Raw genomic sequence first — 19,222 nt, forward strand, 5'->3', positions numbered from 1 at the left:
AAAAACACAATTAAACTACTGATTACCAGCCTTCATTTTGAGGCAACATCCCTTTGCTCACTGCAATTTCGTCTGGCGGAATAGGCCAAACATGGTGAATCGCAGGGTTAAAATTACGAGCAGGATAAATGACACTTCCGTCATAATGGTGCAAAGGTTTTGCATAAGTTTCCTTTGCATCTCCCCAACGCACTAAATCGAAATGACGATCCGTCCATTCACCAGCCAATTCGCAACGTCTTTCTCTTTTTAAATCTACCATTGTAGCTCCAGAAATATCGGTAAGACCAGCGCGGTGGCGAATCATATTGATTTCTGTATCTGCATTTTGGCCTTTCATTAATTTTGCTTCCGCTAACATCAAAATCACGTCTGCATAACGTAAAAGAGGCACATTTAAAGCTGTCGAAGGTTTGTCTCCGTTGGCATTTACATAACGAATATCTACAGCACCAGAAGTTGTTTTTGGATAACTAAACGGCTCCATATATTTTTTAAACTGATAACCTGTTCTGTTACTTGAACTTACAATATAGTTACCTTCATTGAAAGTTACTTCTTGTCCGAAATAAACAAACTTGTCTCCTTTTTGTAAAATTGTGGCGCTGCGTCTTTTATCGTTTGCTGCATAAGTGTCAAACAATTCTTTTGTTGGATAGAAATTTCCCCATCCGTTGTAAACTCCCCAACCTTTGTCTTCTAAGCAAACCCCAGGAAAAATAGAGCCCAAAGAAGTATTGGCTGCACTTGAAGTCACTGCCCAGATATATTCTGAAGACCAGTTATTGCTAATTTTAAATACATCTTCAAAATTGTCTAATAGTTTGTGTTTCCCGCTTGCCACAATCATGTTGGCATATTTTATAGCGTTGTCATAATCTTTTGCATACAAATAGGTACGAACCAAATATGCCCAAGCCGCAGTTTTGTGCGCACGCCCGCGGTTGTCTGCTGTAAGCTGGTCGAAATAAGGCAATAAATCTGCTGCTTTAATTAAATCTGCAGCAATGTAAGCGTAGTTTTCGGCAACGTTTTTGGCACGAGGCACATAAACATTCGTAAAATCAGCTCTATCCTGAATCGGGATTCCTGCACGGTCATCTCCATAATGGTATGCTAATTCTAAATGCATTACAGCATGATTAAAATAAGCTTCTCCCAGCATTCCGTTTTTTTCACTCTCGCTCATTGAAACATTTGGAATATTACGAATCACATCGTTACAACGTTTCATAATTTCGTAGTGAATTCTCCAAATATCTTTTGTATCCGATTCTGAACCGTCTACGATAAAATTTTTGATTCTTTCTGCATTTTGTCTTGGTTTTGTTCCAATATCATCGCTGGCATTATTTAGCCAAAAGAAACCGCGACCATACATATTATCATCAGAATACAAAGCATAAATTGCATTTACTCCTGCTTTTGCATCTGCTGGTGTTTTCCAGAAATTTCCGCTTGAAGGAGCTCCTTGCGGCACAACATCAAGTTCGCTTTCGCAAGCTAAAGTGCTAACCAAAAGCACAAAACTCATTAATAAAAGACTTATTTTTTTCATTTTAATTGTTTTTTATTTTTTAAAAAGTTGCGTTAACACCAGTCATGTAAATACGAGAAAGCGGATAACGTGCTAAATCCATTCCGAAGTTTTTAAGTCCAACTTCAGGATCCATTCCAGAATAATTGGTAATCGTAAATAAGTTTTGTCCAGAAATAAAGAATCTCAATTTCGCTTTTCCATTCAGCCAGCTTTCTTTTACTGTATAACCAATAGAAACGTTTTTCAATCTTAAGAAAGAAGCATCTTCAATGTATAAATCAGAAATACGTCCAAAGTTGTTGTTGTTGTCTGTTGATGAAAGAACCGGAACATTGGTGTCTGTATTCGTTGGAGACCAAGCATCTTTTGATTCTGCCAATAAGTTGTAACCCGGAAAAGAAGCGTTTAAACCTGTATGTTTAACAGCATTGAAAACACTATTTCCTGCGGCTCCTGTAAAAAAGATATTCATATCGAATCCTTTATATCTAAAATTAGCATTTAAGCTATAAGTTGTTTTCGGGAACGGACTTCCTAATACTACTCTATCACTGTTATTGATTACACCATCACCATTTTCATCCTTAAATCTGATATCTCCAGCAACAGCATTTGGCTGATACATTACGCCATCTTTGTTTACATACGCTTTTGCTTCAGCATCACTCTGAAACAATCCGTCAGTAGCATATCCGTAGAACGCTCCAACTGGACTTCCAACTTGGTAAATATTAGCTAAAGGCAAACTACGAACTCTGCTTAATCCAAGCGGTTCAAGTGTACTTAAATCGTCTTTAATAGAAACAATTTTATTGCTTAAGAATCCTGCATTTGCTGTAACATCAAATTTAAATTCTCCACGTGTTTTTTGGTACGTTAAACCTACCTCAATACCTTTATTTTCAACATCTCCAGAGTTTACAATTCGACCTTGTGGCGTTCCAGAAACTCCAGGCAATTGATCACGAACTAGCATGTCTTTGTTTTTCTTCACATAAGCATCAACAGATCCTATAAGCGTATTGTTCAGCATTGTAAAATCTAAACCAATATTGGTCTGCTCAGAACTTTCCCATTTTAAATTCGGGTTAGACAATTCGCTTTCTGCATAACCATAATTGATTGACGGCACTGCTCCAATTAAAGCCTGAGTTTGTACCAAAGGCACACTAAACTGGTATGGCCCAAGGTTTCCTAAATTTCCAATTTGTCCCCAGCTTGCACGAAGTTTTAAATTGCTGATGATTGGTTCAAGACCTTTCATGAAATTTTCTTCAGAAATTAACCATCCAGCAGAAACTGAAGGATATACTTTCCATCTATTATTTTCTAGTAATTTTGAAGTTCCGTCGCGACGAACAATTCCAGAGAATAAATATTTTTGATTGAAATCGTAATTGATTCTTCCAACATAAGACGAAATAATTTCATCTGATAAACCTGCTGCAGTCTGCTGAATTAATTTGGCATTTAGTAAATAACGTTGTGATGGATCTTCGTTATCAAAACCAGTTCCTTCAACCGTGTAAAAATCTCTTTTCGTTTCTTGATACGTATATCCGGCCAAAGCTTTCAAATTATGTTTTCCGAATGATTTCTCATAAGAAATAGTCTGTTCGCTCAATAAATCGGTAACTGTTGCATTTTTTAGCGTCAATCTGTTGAAGTCGAAGATTTTTCCCGGTTCTGTAACTTTTACTGTAAAATCGGTTGCATTATCCTGAATTCTAGTATATCCCCAGTTTGATTTAATTTTTAAACCTGGAATAACTTCCCATTCTGCATAAGGATTAATTAAAATGGTAGAAACAGGATTTCTGTTGTCTAATCTTTTTAAATACGCCACCGGATTAATAACGTCTCCGTAAGAACCAATATATTTTTCAGGAACACCACCGAATTGACCAGAACCATCTTCTCTGTAAATCGTCGCATTTGGCGGATACAAAATTGCAGCTTGAATTGCTCCTGTATACGAACTTGACGTATTTGCTGTCTGTCCATTTGTTAAAGAGTAAGATAAATTTTCTCCAATTGTAAAATTATCAGCCAATTTGAAAGAAGAATTTGCTCTTACTGTGTAACGCTCTCCAAAAGTATTTAGCAAAATACCTTCATTTTTTCTATAGCTTCCAGAAAGGAAAAAGTTTGTTTTTTCTGTTTTTCCATTTACAGAAAGAGACAGATCTTGAATTTCTCCTGTACGGAAAATTTCGTCCATCCAATTTGTTTTTGTCGTTCTTGCTGTTGGTTCAAAAGCAGGATCAAAAGCAGGAATTCTTGGCAAACCAGCATTGTCTCTAGCAATATTCATAGCATCTGCATATTCTGCAGCATTTAAAACATCAAGTTTTTTTGCTACATTTTGAAAACCGCCTTGGTAATTTACATTTACATTAATACGGTCTGAAACTCCTTTTTTAGAAGTAATTAAAATTACCCCACCAGAAGCTCTTGCTCCATAAATTGCTGCAGATGCCGCATCTTTCAAAACGCTTATCGACGCAATATCATTTGGATTTAAAGTATTTAAAGAACCGCTATAAATGATTCCGTCCAAAACAATTAACGGTGTTTCAGCATTCAAAGAACCAATACCACGAATGTTGATTGTTGGCGACGCAGTAGGATCTCCACCATCATTAATTACTGTAACTCCGGCAACCGTTCCTTGCAGTAATTCAGCAGCATTATTATAGGTTCTGCTCGAAGTTTCTTTCATAGAAACAGAACCAACAGCTCCTAAAACTTCATTCTTTTTCACACTTCCGTAACCCATTACCACAACTTCTTGAAGCTGTTTTACGTCGGCAGCTAATTTCACAGTAATATCCTGTGTGCTAGTTACTTTAACTTCTTGCGTTACATAACCAACATACGAAAAGATAAGGTTTGCTTCTGAAGCATTTATTTCTAATTTGAATGTTCCGTCAAAGTCTGTTGCAGTTGCTGCATCAGAACCTTTATCTTTAATTCCCACACCTGGCAAAGGCATATTATCGTCTCCACCGTAAACAGTTCCCGAAACAGTAATCTTGTTTTGGTCTGCAGCAGCAACTTTTTGATTTTTCTTGATTACGATATTGTTGCTCACGATTTCATATCTAAGCACATTACCGCAAATTTTATCCAACGCTTGTTCTAGCGTTACGTTATTGAGTTTTAAACTTAATTTCTGATTAGCGTTTACTTGGCTGCTCTCGTACATAAAATGCACATCAACCTGATTTTCAATTTTTTGAAATATATTTTTTATACTTTCATTATCGACTTTTAAAGTCACTCTTTTGTTAATGTCAACATTCCCGGCTTTAACTGTTAGTGCTGCAAAAAATAAAGCCACAAAAAGGAATAATTTACTTCCTAATGTCTTTATGTTCTGAGACTTTACGGCATACCGCATTTGTTTTTCATTCATAATTTTTAGATTTAGTTGTTTTGTTTTTGTTTATCAGTTTACTACGTAGTTTTATTTTTATTGTTTAAAGAATTATTCGATTTTATAAACACCCGAATCCATTTTGTATTCGGCGTTGATGATATTGCACACCAATCCAATTACCTGATCGGCAGGCAGTTCTTTAAAATAGGCGCTAATCTTTAAAGCATTTAAATTCTTGTTCTTGATTTCGATCGCCACATTATAATTGCGATTAATTGTGGCTACGACTTCTGGCAGAGGCGTTTCTTCAAAAACCATAATATTTTTTCGCCATAACGAAATTGTATTGACTGGAACATCTTTAAAAGCCTGAAGCTTATTATCCTGAGATTTAAAAACCGCTTTCTGACCAGGAGTTACATACACATTTTCGTCTGTAACAGTCGATTTTACATTTACTCTTCCAGTTGCAACCGAAACTTCTTGCGTGGTCTGATCTGGATAAGCCTGAACATTAAAACTGGTTCCGAGCACTTTTGTATCCATTTTATTGGTATGAATAATAAAAGGATGTTTTTTGTCTTTGGCTACATCAAAAAAAGCTTCTCCGCTTAAATAAACTTCTCTAGTGTCTCCTTTAAATACTGCAGGATATTTAAGAACACTTCCTGCATTTAGCCAGATTTGCGTTCCGTCACTTAGTTTTATGTGGGCATGTTCTCCTAGTTTTACCACAAATTGTTTGCTTTCAACGGTATTTGATGTGTGATAAAAAAACACCGATAATCCGATTAGAAAAACCAAAGAAGCCGCAACAGCCCAGTTCTTATATTGAAGAGAAATAACTTTATTGGTATTCTTTATTTGTCTTAATTCTTTTTTCAGTTTTGAGCGGTCAGATTGCACCACTTCCATATTATCAAAAAAATCATCTGTACGATCGTACCATTTATTCCACATTTCTTGTCCTTTCGGAGAATACTTTCCTTCTAAAAAATTTTTGATTTCGTTATTTGAATTTTCAGGCATTATAATTTCTTTATGTCTTTAATAGTATGTCTTGGGAATTGTAATTTTAGGTAGGCGCAAAAGGTTACGCTTCTGTTAAGAAAAAAGCTGTATTCTTAATCTTAAGTTTACTTTTAGTTGAATTCGCCCAAATACGTGCGCATAAATTTCAATGCATACGTAATATGGTATTTTACCGTTTCGATAGAAACATTCAGTTCTTCTGCGATTTCTTTATTGGTATAATGTTTTACGCGGCTAAGAATAAAAACCTCTTTTGATTTTTTAGGAAGTAACGCCGCTGCTTCGTCAACCGCTTTTTGCAATTCGTCGTAATAAATAGAATCTTCGATCGCATTATAGCTAGTTTGCGAAACGGTATTTTTTTCTAAAACTTCTTGAATGTATTGATCGGTAACTTCGTGCGATTTTATATAATCTAAAGTCATATAGCGAACCGAAGTGTAGATATACGCCGCAAAACTTTTCTGAATCACAATTGATTTGCGTCTTTCCCAAATAGAGGTAAAAACTTCCTGCACAATCTCTTCTGAAATGGCAATCGATTTCATTCTGAGATATACAAATCGAACAAGCAGATCTCGATATCTAAAATAAAGTTCATCAAAAGCTTTATCCTTGCCCGACTTTAACAAATCGACAAGTTCTTCGTCTGTAAACTTCTTATACATGATTCATTATTTTATGATTAATCAAATGAAAAGTGTAAGCCAAAACACTTTTTCTGATTTCGTCTTGATAATGATCCTGTTGTTTAAAAAATGGCATATACAAAGTATTGGGTTCTTCTTATATGTCTCCAAAATTAAAGCTGAGGGTAGGTCGATTAGGTTACGTTTACATTAATAAACCACTTCTAAAACGAAACATATTATTAACATTTGAAATAAAAAACCAGCTGCAGAATAGAGGTTTGCTCAATTTTTGAGAGAAAAGCAAAAACTTTGTTTGAGATAACAATCTTTCTCTTATAAAAGCAAAATTTGAAGAGGAAAAGCGCTTAACAAATAATTAATGAAAATGCCTAGAAATTAGATTTTAAGCTAATGAAAAATTGATTTTTCCAGAAATAAAAGCAAAACTGAAGAAATTCAAGAGCGAGTTTTTTTTCATGGGAAACATTATAATTAGAACTTTCTCCTGTTTTAGCTCAAAATAGATTTATACAAAAAAAAAAAAGACCTTAGCCAAACTTTTTAGGTTTAACCAAAGCCTTCTTTTATTTTTAAGTCTCTTAAAACGGTTTAAAAAACATTTACTTGCAAACTACATCATCGTATTAATACGAATACTTGCTTTAATAAGTGCCAAAGCAGATATTTTTGACACATGAATATCTTTTGGCTGATGATGCGAATTCTGACTAACCAATTTCACAAATTCCTGACCTTGATCCGATTTCTGAACATATTTCACTGTAATATATTCTTCCCAATCATTCAATTTTACACTTAAAAGATACATTTCGCCAAAAAAGATATTTTCAAATTCTGTTTCCTTATACAAAATAATATCTCCCGATTTTAATAAAGGATACATACTATCTCCTGTTACAGAAATTGCGCCATCACATTTTGGAAGATTCGGAATTTTTATCGTATCCAAAATTCTTTGCGGTTCTCCACTACTAAATAATTCTCTAAGACCTGCAACTGCCTCAAGATCATATAACGGAATTTCTTGAGCTACATGTATAGGATCGACTGTTTTTCTGTCACTATTCATGATCATTACGCTCGCAGTTTCTTCTTTAATCATAGGTCCGTTTCCTGTTAACAGCCACTCTGAATTCAGGTCTGGATAGTGATGTAATATTTTACACGCCTTATCTGTTCCCATATTACTACTATTGTCCAAAAACTTATTAGAAAAACCTAAATCATTACAAAACTTATACTTAGTAATCCCTTTATAATCAAGATATTCTCGAACTCTTTCCGTTGACCCCATAAAAAGATGTATTATTTTACGTTAAAATTTAATTAAGTGTATTATTTTACATTATATTTGCAAAGTAAAGGAAAATAAAATTGAAAAACAACGCAAAAAGCAACTAAAATACTAAGCATAACAATCAAACTAAATTGCCCAAAAACAAACATAACTTACTGATTAAGAATATAAAACAAAAAATATCGCAAAAAAAGTCATGAAAAACAAATTAACTATTTTATAATTTGAGAGAAAAATACAAGAACAATGTAATATTAATCAATAAAACATGCCTTATTAACTGCTAAAAATTAACTATAAAGACTTATTAAACAGAGGAAATCTTAAACGATCAAAAAATAAAATAGCTGAAATGAAAGAATCTACAAAACAATCCTTAAAAAAATCTTTAATCAAATACTCAAATCTCAATGGAACAATTTCTATACCCCACGCTGACGGCTTTTTTTGCCGCTTTTATCACCTGGTTTTTCTCTATGCGAAAATCATTAGCACAAGACAGAGCCGCTGAACTTGACAACGCTGTAAACGCCGTGAAATATTACAGAGATCTTCTGGATGACATTACGGCACGACTTACCGCGGCAACAGATACTATCAAAAAAATGGAAATACAGCACAAAGAATTAACATTAATAAATCAGCAGCTAGCTGACGAAGCACGAAATTTAAAACTGACAAAAGAAAAAACATCATCATGAAGGTGGTTGTGCTTTATTTGTTTGGAGAGCAAAGATTGCAAATCTGAAACAGCGAGAAAACCTTTATGCAATATAATATTAAATGTTTTGCAAGCAAACCTTCAACATCTGTAAGATTTTGAAGTTTTGCTTCTCAAAAACAATCACTTTTCAAAACAATCTCAAAACTCCAAAACTGGCGTCTTCATATCATGGTACAAAAGCACTTTCCAATTCTGTTCTTTTGCTTCCTGTTCCCATTTTTTTCTGGATTCCATGGCACGTTTTCCGTCAAAATCTGTTTTGTAGGCAACTGGTATTTTTAAATATACTTTTTGCGGAAGATCGTCGGCGCCGTAAAACACAATTTCGTCATCAGCTTTAATCCAAAACACCTGATGAAATTTGGTGTGTCCAGCAGAAACTTCAAAGAAAATTTCATCTGTAATTTGTCCACTTTCTTCATTTAATAACTCGACGTTCGGCAAATTTTTCAGTTCATTTAATATTTCGGGAACGTAAGACGGATTTTGTAATTGCTGTAAAGCAAAATCTATTTCTCGTTCCTGAATATAAATCTTCGCATTTGGGAAATTTTGAATCAATTTATCATTTTCAAAAAAACCAATCCCTTCTATATGATCTTTATGCAAATGCGAAACCAGAATTTTAGTTATTTGCTCTGGTTCGATACTGTTTTTTCTTAGCACTTCATAAATAAGCGGAATCCCATTATTTACAAATCCCAATCCGAAATCTAATAAAATAACATCATTATCGGTAATAACCAGAAAGGGCTGAATCGCCATTTTTAAACCCGAATCGGTTGTTTTGTCTGTCAAAAGCTCAAATTCTTTTTGAGAATTAGCAATGTAATTTCCTTCCTGTAAAGCTATTATTTTCATTTTGTTCTGCTTCTAATTTTACAACATAACAAAGTTCTTAAGAATTTCTATATTTGTAAAACCTTATTTTTCGATAAAATCAATCGACAAAACCGATTTAGAAATGGAACTTCGTCAGCTTAAATATTTTTTGAAAGCAAAAGAATTACTGAATTTTACTGAAGCCGCAGCGGCACTTTACATCAGCCAAAGTACTTTATCACAACAAATTAAACAGCTCGAAGACGAATTACAAGTTCCGCTTTTTAACCGAATCGGAAAAAGAATCACGTTGACAGAAGCTGGAGATTTATTTGCAGTGTATGCACAGCAATCTATAAACAAAGCTGCTGACGGATTGGAATTATTAAAAGATTTAAATAATCTAGAAACGGGAAAAGTAGCAATTGGAGTGACTTATGCGCTTCGCCATGTGGTAATTAAAGCGCTAATTTTATTTAGTTCTGAATATCCAAAAATACAGTTCGAAATTATCTTTGGAACTTCGCAGGAACTTATTCAAAAACTAAATCATTTTCAGCTTGATGTTATTCTGACTTTTGAAGAAATTGCATCTGAAGCACATTTTAAATATCTCGAATTATTCACTTCGCCAATGGCTTTGGTTACCTCATCTGAAACTTCATTAAAAAATAAAAAAACAATTTCTTTAGAAGAAATCAGTACACTGCCGCTTGCAATGCCGGCGGGCGGTTTCAGTACAACTCAATTTATCAGCAAAGCTTTTGAAAAAAGTAATTTATATCCAAAAATTACTATCGAAATAAATGATATTCCAACGCTGTTAGAATTAATAAAAACAGGCAAATGGCATACGATTTTGACCAAAACTACGATTGAAAACGAAAAAGATTTACACGCCATTCCGATAAAAGGCAAAAATATGACACGAACCGCAATGCTAATTTCTTTGAAAGAAGTCTACGAGAAAAAAGCCGTAACTGCTTTCCTAAAAATTCTGATTGCGAATTTGAAGTAACTATAATAAATTCTAGCAAAGAAAAATGTGTATTTCGATTTGATTCTGCTCTTCAAAAAACCTTCAATAAAAATTTAACTCACTATAATTTTTATCAAACTGACTTATTTTTTCTTTTTAAATTATTCAAAAACAGCAACTAAACCTTCAATCTATTTCCGTCAAATTAAAACTTGAAAACAAGTCATAATCTCCATACACATTGTCAATTTTTATCTAAAAAAATAAATTATAACTTTTTATAACTACCACATTAAAATTTAGATAAAATTTTAAACACATAGTTACATAGATTATACTTTGTTTAAAAGGCATTTCATTAGTTTGAATACACTTTGAATGTCTCTTTTATTAATTAAAATCTATGTTTCTATGTGTTAATTAAAAATCACCAATTAAATATATTGGTTGATGATATTTTCAAACAATTCTTGTTTACCACTTTGAAGATTTAGTTCTCCATTTTCGTGTGCGATACTATAAAGATCTTTAAGACCTAATTTTCCTTCTGCGAAATCTTTACCTTTTCCAGAATCGAATGAACTATATCTTTCTTTTCTTAATTTCTCGTATGGAGAAGAAGAAATAATTTTATCTGCAGTCAGTAAAGCTCTTGCAAAAGTATCTGCTCCGCCAATATGCGCTAAGAAAACATCTTCTAAATCTGTAGAATTTCTTCTAATTTTAGCATCGAAGTTAACTCCACCGCCTTGTAATCCTCCAGCTTTTAAGAACACCAACATTGCTTCTGTTGTTTCCTGAATGTTATTTGGAAACTGGTCTGTATCCCATCCGTTTTGGTAATCACCTCTGTTTGCGTCGATGCTTCCTAACATTCCAGCTTTTGCAGCCACTTCCAATTCGTGTTGGAAAGTATGCTGTGCCAAAGTAGCGTGGTTTACCTCGATATTGATTTTGAAATCTTTGTCTAAACCGTAATTTTTCAAGAAACCAATTGCAGTTGCAGAGTCAAAATCGTATTGGTGTTTAGATGGCTCCATTGGTTTTGGCTCGATGAAGAAAGTTCCTTTAAAACCTTGCGCTCTAGCATAGTCTCTAGACATTGCTAAAAATTGTGCCATGTGGTCTAATTCTCTTCCCATATCTGTATTCAAAAGAGACATATAACCTTCTCTTCCACCCCAGAATACGTAGTTTTCTCCACCTAAAGCGATCGTTGCATCCAAAGCCAGTTTTACTTGTCCACCCGCACGAGCTACCACATTAAAATCTGGGTTTGTAGCTGCTCCGTTCATAAATCTTGGATTTGAGAAACAGTTAGAAGTTCCCCAAAGCAATTTAATTCCAGAATCTGCTTTTTTCTGTTTTAGGTAATCTGTAATAAATGCCAAACGTTTTTCTGATTCTGCGAAAGTTGGCCCTTCGTTAATCAAATCGTAATCGTGGAAACAGAAATAATCAAATCCCATTTTGCTAATAAATTCAAAAGCAGCATCTGCCTTATCTTTTGCAGCCTGATACGGATCTGACGACGCATCCCAAGCAAAATTTTGCGTTCCAGGTCCGAACGGGTCGCTTCCTTGCCCACAGAAAGTATGCCAGTAAGCGATTGCAAATTTAAAGTGCTCACGCATTGTTTTTCCAGCTACAACTTGGTCTGGATTGTAATATTTAAACGCTAACGGATTGTCAGATTCCTTTCCTTCAAATTTAATTTGACCAATACCTTTGTAGTATTCTTTATCTCCTAAAACTATCATTTTGTTTTCTTATTTATTTGTTAATACTAATTCTAATCCTTGTTTCCATTTCTGGTATGCTTTCTCGTATTCTTCTTTATTTTTTAATGGTAAAAATGTCATGACGTGATCGTTAGTTGTAATTCCAGAACTGAATTTATCGTAATCACCATCTTTTAAACCAACCGCTCTCGCCGCGCCAACTGCTCCGGTCGTATTGTAAATCTCGATTTCGTGACCAATTAAAGTTGCAACGGTATTGGAGAAAATCTCAGAACGGAAAAGATTATCATTTCCTGCTCTAATGACATTTATAACAGCATTATCGTCTTTCAGACATTCCATTCCGTACACAAACGAAAACGCAATTCCTTCCAGAGAAGCTCTAAACAAATGTGCACTGCTATGAATATTTAAATTCAAGTTTAAGAAATGCGTTCCGATCGTTGCATTGTTGAACATACGCTCAGCGCCATTCCCAAACGGAATCACGACAACGCCTTCTGAACCAATTTCGATTTCAGCAGCTTTCTCGTTCATTGCTTCGTAACTTTCATTTCCCATATTATTACGAAGCCATCTGTACTGAATTCCAGCTCCGTTAATATTCAAAAGTTTACCAACTCTTGGCGTTCTTAATTCGTAGTTTACGTGAACAAAATTGTTCACTCTTGTACTTTTTCCCGAAGTCGCATCGCTAACTGCATAAAAAACTCCAGACGTTCCGCCCGTAGCAGCTACTTCACCCGGATGCAAAACATTCAGAGCCAAAGCATTATTCGGCTGATCTCCCGCTCTGTACACAATCGGAATTCCTGCTGGAAGTCCAGATTCCTGAGCTCCTTTTTCGTTAACAACACCTTGATTTGTAAAGTTTTCTACAATTTTTGGAGTCAAAGAAGTATCAATTCCGTAATATTCTAAAAGCCAGTCGGCTACTTTATTTTCTTTATAATCCCAAAGCATTCCTTCAGACAAACCATTTTTGGTAGTTGTTACTTCGCCTGTTAATTTCAAAGCGATATAATCTCCCGGAAGCATGTATTTGTAGATTTTATTGTAAACTTCTGGTTCGTTTTCTTTAACCCATTTTAGTTTTGATGCAGTGAAATTTCCAGGCGAATTCAGTAAATGTTCCATACATTTTTCCTGACCAATTTCAGCGTACGCTTTATTTCCAATTTCAACCGCGCGGCTGTCGCACCAAATAATCGAATTACGAAGCGCATTCAATTCCTTGTCCACAATCACTAATCCGTGCATTTGATACGAAATACCAACGCCTTGAATTTTAGACGCATCAATATTCGATTCTTTAATCGCTCTTTTAGTCGCCGTACAAATGTACTCCCACCACATTTCTGGATCTTGTTCTGCCCAATCTGAATGTAGCGAAACAATTTCCATTTCGTTTTGAGGCTCATTCAAAACGATTACTTTTTTGCCCGTTTCTGCCTCAACGATTGCCGTTTTTACAGAAGAACTTCCAATGTCATATCCTATATAATACATAACTCTATAATGATTCTCTTAAAATTAATTTTGTCGGCACATAACACTTCGTTTCTTCGTCGTGTGTAATAAATGCCGCTGCTTTGGTTCCCATTTCTTTAAAATCTGTTGATACAACCGAAATTCCTTTGTAAATAAATTTCTTCATCGGAGTTTCGTTATAAGACAAAAAGCCTACATCTTTTCCAGGCTCAAAATCTTTCTCTTTGCATTGTTCTAAAAATTCGCCCAAAATTCGATCGCTTACACTGATATAAGCGATTCCTTTTTCAATCTGAAACTTTTTAGAATCAGTAATAATTTCATTTTCAAAACCAAAATCAGTACAGAATTTCTTAAAATATTCGACTGTTTCCCACGGATGATTCGTAAAATCCGGATAAATAAAAACTGTTTTTTTATACTTTTTAAACAAATCAACCGCTTCTTTTAGCGCCTCATAAAACGCTTTTCCAAAATCCTGAAAAATGTAATTATTATTCTTTTTCGCCTGAATATTCCAGTCAATCAAAAGCAGTTTATCATTCGAAATAGATGACAAAGCAGGAGCAATATCCTTGTGGTCAAAATTCATGACCACATATTTATAATACTTCCCAATTCCGTTGTTAATGATCGTTTTAAAAACATCAATATTATAATGATGAAATTGAACGTCAACAATTACATTATCCGGCAGATTATTGATAACCGAATGATACAAAACCTCTTTATACGCCTTAAAAGTATCCAAAACCAAAAGCACTTTTCTGGTTTCTCCCGCCACATAATACCCTTTATTAGGCACCGAATCAATCACATTCTGATCTTTCAAAATCGAATACGCCTTAAAAACCGTATCTCTCGAAAGCTGATACGTTTTGCAAATTACATTTACAGATGGCAGTAAATCTCCCTTCTGCAGAATATTCTCCGCAATCGCATTTGTAATCCCATCAACCAATTGCTGGTACTTCGGAATATCACTTTCGTGATTAATTATAAATTCAAATTTTTCTTCTTCTTTGAGCATACCGTTCTGTTCCGTTCTGTTATGCTAAAGTAGCTAAAATTCTTTTACAAAAAAGTCTTTTTCACATTAAAATTGTTAATTTTTTAATGGCAAAATCAATATCAAAAATCAATATCAAAAATCAATATCAAAGATCAATGGCAAAATTTCAATTACAATTCTAATAGATTAGCACCCTACTTATTCATAATTTATAATTCATAATTTATAATTCACAATTCATAATTAAAAAAATAATTTGGGCGTGTCCCTCCGGGCCGGGCTATCCGTTCCAAGTCCTCGCACTTCCTTCGTCAGGCTCCGGGCTTTCCTCTTCTATCCCTCACGCAAATCGTTTTTCAAAAGATGTGACAGAAACACTATATTTTCAAAAGCCTTCTTACAACATAAATTAATAATCTCATTTATAATTGCTCCAGCGGAGCAAAATATTTATAGCATATAATATTGCGCGTTGATTTTGAGCTCCAGCGGAGCGACATCTAACACAAAAATATGCTACCCCTCTGGGGTTCTTCCCTGGTACATGCATTTTATTTCTATAAACATTTCACCCCTCTGGGGTGTCTCCCTTCAAATTTTTAAATTTTATAAACATTAATCTTTCGGGTTTTATTTCTTTGTGTTTAATCAATCAACCTCCTAATCCCATACGGATCAATCGTAATAATAGAACCATCTTCTAAATAATCAATCTTGGTTACTTTCATACTTCTTAAATGTGTAACGCCTTTCGACAAACTCGAATCATGATAAAATAAATACCATTCGCCTTCAACCTCACAAATCGAATGGTGCGATGTCCAACCCACAACCGGATTCAGAATTCTTCCTTGATACGTAAACGGCCCATACGGATTGTCTCCAATTCCATAACAGATAAAATGCGTGTCACCTGTCGAATAAGAGAAATAATATTTGCCACTGTATTTATGAACCCACGAAGCTTCAAAAAAACGGCGATCGTTATCGCCTGCAAGAAGCTCATTTCCGTTTTCATCCAAAATTTTGATTTCTTTCGGCTCTTCATCAAACTCCAGCATATCTTCTCGAAGTCTTGCTACGATTGGCCCTAACTGCTTTTCATTGGCTTTTGGCTCTTCATTGTTTTCATCATAAATATTATTTCGGTATTTCTGAAGCTGTCCGCCCCAGATCCCTCCAAAGTAAATATAATGCCTGCCATCTTCGTCTTCAAAAACCGCCGGATCAATGCTGTAGCTTCCTTTTATCGCTTCTTTTTCTGGAATAAAAGGTCCAACTGGCGAATCACTAATCGCAACTCCTAGCTGAAAAATTCCACTGCTGTTTTTGGCGGGGAAATACAGATAATATTTCCCATTTTTACACGCCGCGTCTGGCGCCCACATTTGCTTTTCGGCCCAAGCAACATCATTTACGTGCAAAGCAATACCATTATCAACGGCTTTAGAAGAAATATCTTCCATCGAAAAAACATGATAATCTTCCATTCCGAAATGGTCGCCATTATCGTTAAACGGAATTCCAGCATCGATATCATGAGAAGGATAAATATAGATTTTACCATTAAATACATGCGCCGAAGGATCGGCTGTATAGATATGAGAAACCAAAGGCTTTGAAATAGCCAACTCGTTAATTTCTTCAAAATTAATATGTTCAATGCTGTCTTCAGGCATATTCTTTTGTATGTTTTAAATTAATTTTAATTTCTTCTTTCTTTTAAATCCTGCTCAATCTGCACTTCCATTTTTTTATCGATTTTGTAGAAAAATAATAATCCCACACCAATCAGAAATGGAATAGCAGGAAAAATGCTAACCAACAATTTGATTCCGTTTACAGCAGATTCACTCTGGATTCCAGCATTTGCGACATAATGAAACGCTCCTAAAACTAAAGTTGTTAAAGCACCGCCAATACTTAAACCCGCTTTTAAACCAACCATCATCGCAGAAAAAATAATAGCTGTCGCGCGTCTATTATTGAGCCATTCCGAATAATCGGCAACATCTGCAATCATTGCCCAAAGAATCGGAATAGTGATACCGTAGAAAAAGCCATGAAGTATTTGAGAGAAAAATATAAGCGAAATGGATGTTGATGGAAAAAAGTAAAAAGCAATAATAAATAGTGTCGAAATGAATAGAAATATTCCGAATACATTTCGTTTTCCGTATTTATCTGCCAGATTTTTAGACAATGTAATTCCTACAATCATAAAAATAATTCCGCCAGCGTTAAAAAGTCCGAATCCTGCAGAAACGGGATCATTCCCAAAATGATTCAAACCAATACTGGAGAGTCGATCCAAAATAGGCTGAATAAAAAATCCGAGTTGTTTCTTATCTACATAGTTCTCAAAATAATACACATACGAACCGCCTTTCATCGCCAACGTTACAAAAACCAAAGTCGTCAGCGAAAGCATAATTACCCAAGGTCTATTTTTGATCAAATCCCTTAAATCTTCTTTTACACTTGATTTCTGTTCTGGTTTCGGAATAATTCTTTCTTTAGTAGTCAAAAAAGTGATTAAAAGCATAATCGTTCCTATAATTGCCAAAGCGGTCATTACTTTTTCAATTCCAACTGCTTTATCACCATTTCCGGCACTTTTTATAATGCCCAGCATAAAAACCTGCACAAAAAACTGAGCAAACATTACCGCCACAAAACGGTAAGACGACATACTATTTCTTTCGCCCATATCGCCTGTAATTACACCGCTTAAAGCAGAATACGGAAGATTGTTTGCTGCATAAAAAAGCAGTAATAAAGTATAGGTTATTATAGCGTAAGTTACTTTTCCTTGATAAGAAAAATTAGGAGTTGTAAACGCTAATAAAGCGACGACTCCAAGTGGAATTGCAGTGGCTAAAATCCAAGGTCTGAATTTTCCCCACTTTGTAGTCGTTCTATCTGCCAAAACTCCAATTATCGGGTTAAAAACAAAGGCTGCTATCAAACCAACAATCAGCATAATTATGGAAGAATCGGTTGGTGATAATCCGTAGATATCGGTATAAAAATAAGCGAGATAAGTCATCAAAGTTTGAAAAACTAGATTGGCTGCCAAGTCTCCTAAGCTGTATCCTATTTTTTCTTTGATAGATAGTTTTTGTGAAATGTTAGTCATTGGTGGTTTTGTGGTTAGTTAGTTTTTTCTCCTGCAAGCCTTTTGAAACCTTTTAGATTTGATATTAATATTAAAACTGGTCAGAATTAATACCTACAAGTTCTGTCCCGAAGATTCGGAAATGCAAGTTAAATTTAAAACAATCGGTTGTGTAAAATTATACAAAAAAAATATCATGCAAATTTACTTTACTCTATTTCAAGAACAAACAAAAAATAATCGATAGCTGAATGTTATAAATGCTTTAAAGATAAATTTTATTCTTTTATTGACTTTAGTTCTAAAACGCTGTTGTACGCTTTTTTGTGTTTCAGTTCAGTATCAAACAATAAAGGATAATTGGTTCTACCCTTTATCGGCCAGTCGTTTAGCCACGATTGTTTATCGTGAACGCCCCAGAAAGTCACACGGCTGATTTTGTCTTTGTGTTTTAAAAACAATTTAAAAATTGAAGCATAACGTTCTGCGAGTTTGTTTTGTACAGAATCTGGAAGTTTTTCAGGATACGGATTCATTTTCGGATTTCCTTCAAAATTCTGGTTCACATCGGCTCCTTTTAAATCCCAAGGATTTGGCAAAACAGTAATATCCAATTCTGTAAAAGCGACTTTAATTCCTAAAGCTGAATATTCTAAAATACTTTTTTCAATTTCTTCCAAAGACGGACTTTCTAATCGCCAGTGTCCCTGAATTCCAACTCCGTCCACTTTTCCTCCTTCGGCTTTTATTTTTTTAATTAAAGCAATCGCTCCAGCTCTCTTCGCGGGTTCTTCTATGTTGTAATCATTATAATATAAATCTACATTCGGATCTGCTTTTGCCGCTAATTTAAACGCATCAACCAAATATTTTTCGCCCAATGTATTTAAAAAAACCGATTTTCGTAAAGTTCCATCTTCGTTTAAAGCTTCATTTACAACATCCCATGAATTGATTTTTCCTTTGTATTTAGAAACAATCGTGATAATATGATCTTTCATAAAAGCTTTCATCTCAGTACTATCAGAAATCTTTTCCATCCATGGCGCCAACTGACTATGCCAGATTAAAGTATGTCCGTGTATGAACATTTTATTCTTTTCGCCATACGCCACAAATTTATCCGATAAGGTAAAATCGTATTTATCTTTTTGCGGATGCGTGAACATAGATTTCATAATATTTTCGGCCGTAATCGCATTAAATTCTCTTTTAATCAAAGAATCTTCTTTGCTGTTTTTTTCCTGAATTTGATCGGCGCTTAAAGCAGTTCCTATTAAAAAATCGTTTTTAAAAGCGTCTTTTAACGAAAGTGTTTCTTTCTCCGATGAACAACCTAATGCAAGCATCGCTGTGAGAGCCAATAAATAAGGTTTTACTAATTTCATTGTATTGTGGTTTTAGTTAGTATTCACATTTTGAAATAGGAT

Annotated in this window: 14 protein-coding genes; 2 read left to right on the forward strand and 12 right to left on the reverse strand. The window is 34.6% G+C overall.

Going from position 1 to position 19,222, the window contains the following annotated elements; all coding sequences use genetic code 11:
- Positions 1-22: 22 nt before the first annotated feature.
- From EG814_RS10750 to EG814_RS10770, 5 genes are all read right to left on the reverse strand, one after another.
- Positions 23-1,558, reverse strand: a complete 1,536-nt coding sequence (locus EG814_RS10750) for a RagB/SusD family nutrient uptake outer membrane protein (protein ID WP_125721714.1) — start codon at positions 1,556-1,558, stop codon at positions 23-25.
- A gap of 19 nt (positions 1,559-1,577) precedes the next feature.
- A complete protein-coding gene (locus tag EG814_RS10755; RefSeq protein WP_125721716.1) occupies positions 1,578-4,958 on the reverse strand; it encodes a TonB-dependent receptor in 3,381 nt (1,126 codons plus the stop codon).
- 72 nt (positions 4,959-5,030) lie between these two features.
- Positions 5,031-5,951, reverse strand: coding sequence for a FecR family protein (locus EG814_RS10760; protein ID WP_125721718.1), 921 nt, complete (start codon positions 5,949-5,951; stop codon positions 5,031-5,033).
- A gap of 113 nt (positions 5,952-6,064) precedes the next feature.
- A complete protein-coding gene (locus EG814_RS10765) occupies positions 6,065-6,622 on the reverse strand; it encodes an RNA polymerase sigma-70 factor (protein ID WP_125721720.1) in 558 nt (185 codons plus the stop codon).
- 595 nt (positions 6,623-7,217) lie between these two features.
- A complete protein-coding gene (locus tag EG814_RS10770) occupies positions 7,218-7,901 on the reverse strand; it encodes a S24 family peptidase (protein WP_125721722.1) in 684 nt (227 codons plus the stop codon).
- A gap of 413 nt (positions 7,902-8,314) precedes the next feature.
- On the opposite strand from EG814_RS10770, the gene EG814_RS10775 reads away from it, so the two are divergent.
- Positions 8,315-8,605 carry a methyl-accepting chemotaxis protein gene (locus tag EG814_RS10775; protein WP_125721724.1) on the forward strand — a complete coding sequence of 97 codons (291 nt, stop codon included), beginning with the start codon at positions 8,315-8,317 and terminating at the stop codon, positions 8,603-8,605.
- Positions 8,606-8,766: 161 nt separating this feature from the next.
- On the opposite strand, the gene EG814_RS10780 is transcribed toward EG814_RS10775, so the two are convergent.
- Positions 8,767-9,489 carry an MBL fold metallo-hydrolase gene (locus EG814_RS10780; protein ID WP_125721726.1) on the reverse strand — a complete coding sequence of 241 codons (723 nt, stop codon included), beginning with the start codon at positions 9,487-9,489 and terminating at the stop codon, positions 8,767-8,769.
- Between the two features lie 103 nt (positions 9,490-9,592).
- On the opposite strand from EG814_RS10780, the gene EG814_RS10785 reads away from it, so the two are divergent.
- The gene (locus EG814_RS10785; RefSeq protein ID WP_125721728.1) at positions 9,593-10,468 is read left to right on the forward strand and encodes a LysR substrate-binding domain-containing protein; all 876 of its coding nucleotides are present in this window, start codon (positions 9,593-9,595) and stop codon (positions 10,466-10,468) included.
- Positions 10,469-10,863: 395 nt separating this feature from the next.
- Here EG814_RS10785 and xylA read toward each other — a convergent pair whose 3' ends face one another.
- From xylA to EG814_RS10815, 6 genes are all read right to left on the reverse strand, one after another.
- A complete protein-coding gene (gene xylA, locus EG814_RS10790) occupies positions 10,864-12,189 on the reverse strand; it encodes a xylose isomerase (RefSeq protein WP_125721730.1) in 1,326 nt (441 codons plus the stop codon).
- Between the two features lie 9 nt (positions 12,190-12,198).
- Positions 12,199-13,680, reverse strand: a complete 1,482-nt coding sequence (locus EG814_RS10795; RefSeq protein WP_125721732.1) for a xylulokinase — start codon at positions 13,678-13,680, stop codon at positions 12,199-12,201.
- 4 nt (positions 13,681-13,684) lie between these two features.
- The gene (locus EG814_RS10800; RefSeq protein ID WP_125721734.1) at positions 13,685-14,692 is read right to left on the reverse strand and encodes a GntR family transcriptional regulator; all 1,008 of its coding nucleotides are present in this window, start codon (positions 14,690-14,692) and stop codon (positions 13,685-13,687) included.
- Between the two features lie 626 nt (positions 14,693-15,318).
- Complete coding sequence (locus EG814_RS10805; RefSeq protein WP_125721736.1) at positions 15,319-16,353, reverse strand: glycoside hydrolase family 43 protein; 1,035 nt, start codon at positions 16,351-16,353, stop codon at positions 15,319-15,321.
- A 26-nt stretch (positions 16,354-16,379) separates the two neighbouring features.
- On the reverse strand, positions 16,380-17,813 hold the full coding sequence (locus EG814_RS10810) for an MFS transporter (protein ID WP_125721738.1): 1,434 nt from the start codon (positions 17,811-17,813) through the stop codon (positions 16,380-16,382).
- Between the two features lie 257 nt (positions 17,814-18,070).
- Positions 18,071-19,180 (reverse strand): endo-1,4-beta-xylanase, encoded by a 1,110-nt coding sequence (locus tag EG814_RS10815; protein WP_125721740.1) that lies wholly within the window; start codon positions 19,178-19,180, stop codon positions 18,071-18,073.
- Positions 19,181-19,222: the final 42 nt, after the last annotated feature.

Source organism: Flavobacterium ustbae (assembly GCF_003946915.1).
Taxonomy (GTDB): domain Bacteria; phylum Bacteroidota; class Bacteroidia; order Flavobacteriales; family Flavobacteriaceae; genus Flavobacterium; species Flavobacterium ustbae.

Excerpts from the sequence above, each read along its gene's own strand:
- EG814_RS10750 (WP_125721714.1), bottom strand. The coding sequence starts at position 1,558 with ATGAAAAAAATAAGTCTTTTATTAATGAGTTTTGTGCTTTTGGTTAGC.
- EG814_RS10755 (WP_125721716.1), bottom strand. The coding sequence starts at position 4,958 with ATGAATGAAAAACAAATGCGGTATGCCGTAAAGTCTCAGAACATAAAG.
- EG814_RS10760 (WP_125721718.1), bottom strand. The coding sequence starts at position 5,951 with ATGCCTGAAAATTCAAATAACGAAATCAAAAATTTTTTAGAAGGAAAG.
- EG814_RS10765 (WP_125721720.1), bottom strand. The coding sequence starts at position 6,622 with ATGTATAAGAAGTTTACAGACGAAGAACTTGTCGATTTGTTAAAGTCG.
- EG814_RS10770 (WP_125721722.1), bottom strand. The coding sequence starts at position 7,901 with ATGGGGTCAACGGAAAGAGTTCGAGAATATCTTGATTATAAAGGGATT.
- EG814_RS10775 (WP_125721724.1), top strand. The coding sequence starts at position 8,315 with ATGGAACAATTTCTATACCCCACGCTGACGGCTTTTTTTGCCGCTTTT.
- EG814_RS10780 (WP_125721726.1), bottom strand. The coding sequence starts at position 9,489 with ATGAAAATAATAGCTTTACAGGAAGGAAATTACATTGCTAATTCTCAA.
- EG814_RS10785 (WP_125721728.1), top strand. The coding sequence starts at position 9,593 with ATGGAACTTCGTCAGCTTAAATATTTTTTGAAAGCAAAAGAATTACTG.
- xylA (WP_125721730.1), bottom strand. The coding sequence starts at position 12,189 with ATGATAGTTTTAGGAGATAAAGAATACTACAAAGGTATTGGTCAAATT.
- EG814_RS10795 (WP_125721732.1), bottom strand. The coding sequence starts at position 13,680 with ATGTATTATATAGGATATGACATTGGAAGTTCTTCTGTAAAAACGGCA.
- EG814_RS10800 (WP_125721734.1), bottom strand. The coding sequence starts at position 14,692 with ATGCTCAAAGAAGAAGAAAAATTTGAATTTATAATTAATCACGAAAGT.
- EG814_RS10805 (WP_125721736.1), bottom strand. The coding sequence starts at position 16,353 with ATGCCTGAAGACAGCATTGAACATATTAATTTTGAAGAAATTAACGAG.
- EG814_RS10810 (WP_125721738.1), bottom strand. The coding sequence starts at position 17,813 with ATGACTAACATTTCACAAAAACTATCTATCAAAGAAAAAATAGGATAC.
- EG814_RS10815 (WP_125721740.1), bottom strand. The coding sequence starts at position 19,180 with ATGAAATTAGTAAAACCTTATTTATTGGCTCTCACAGCGATGCTTGCA.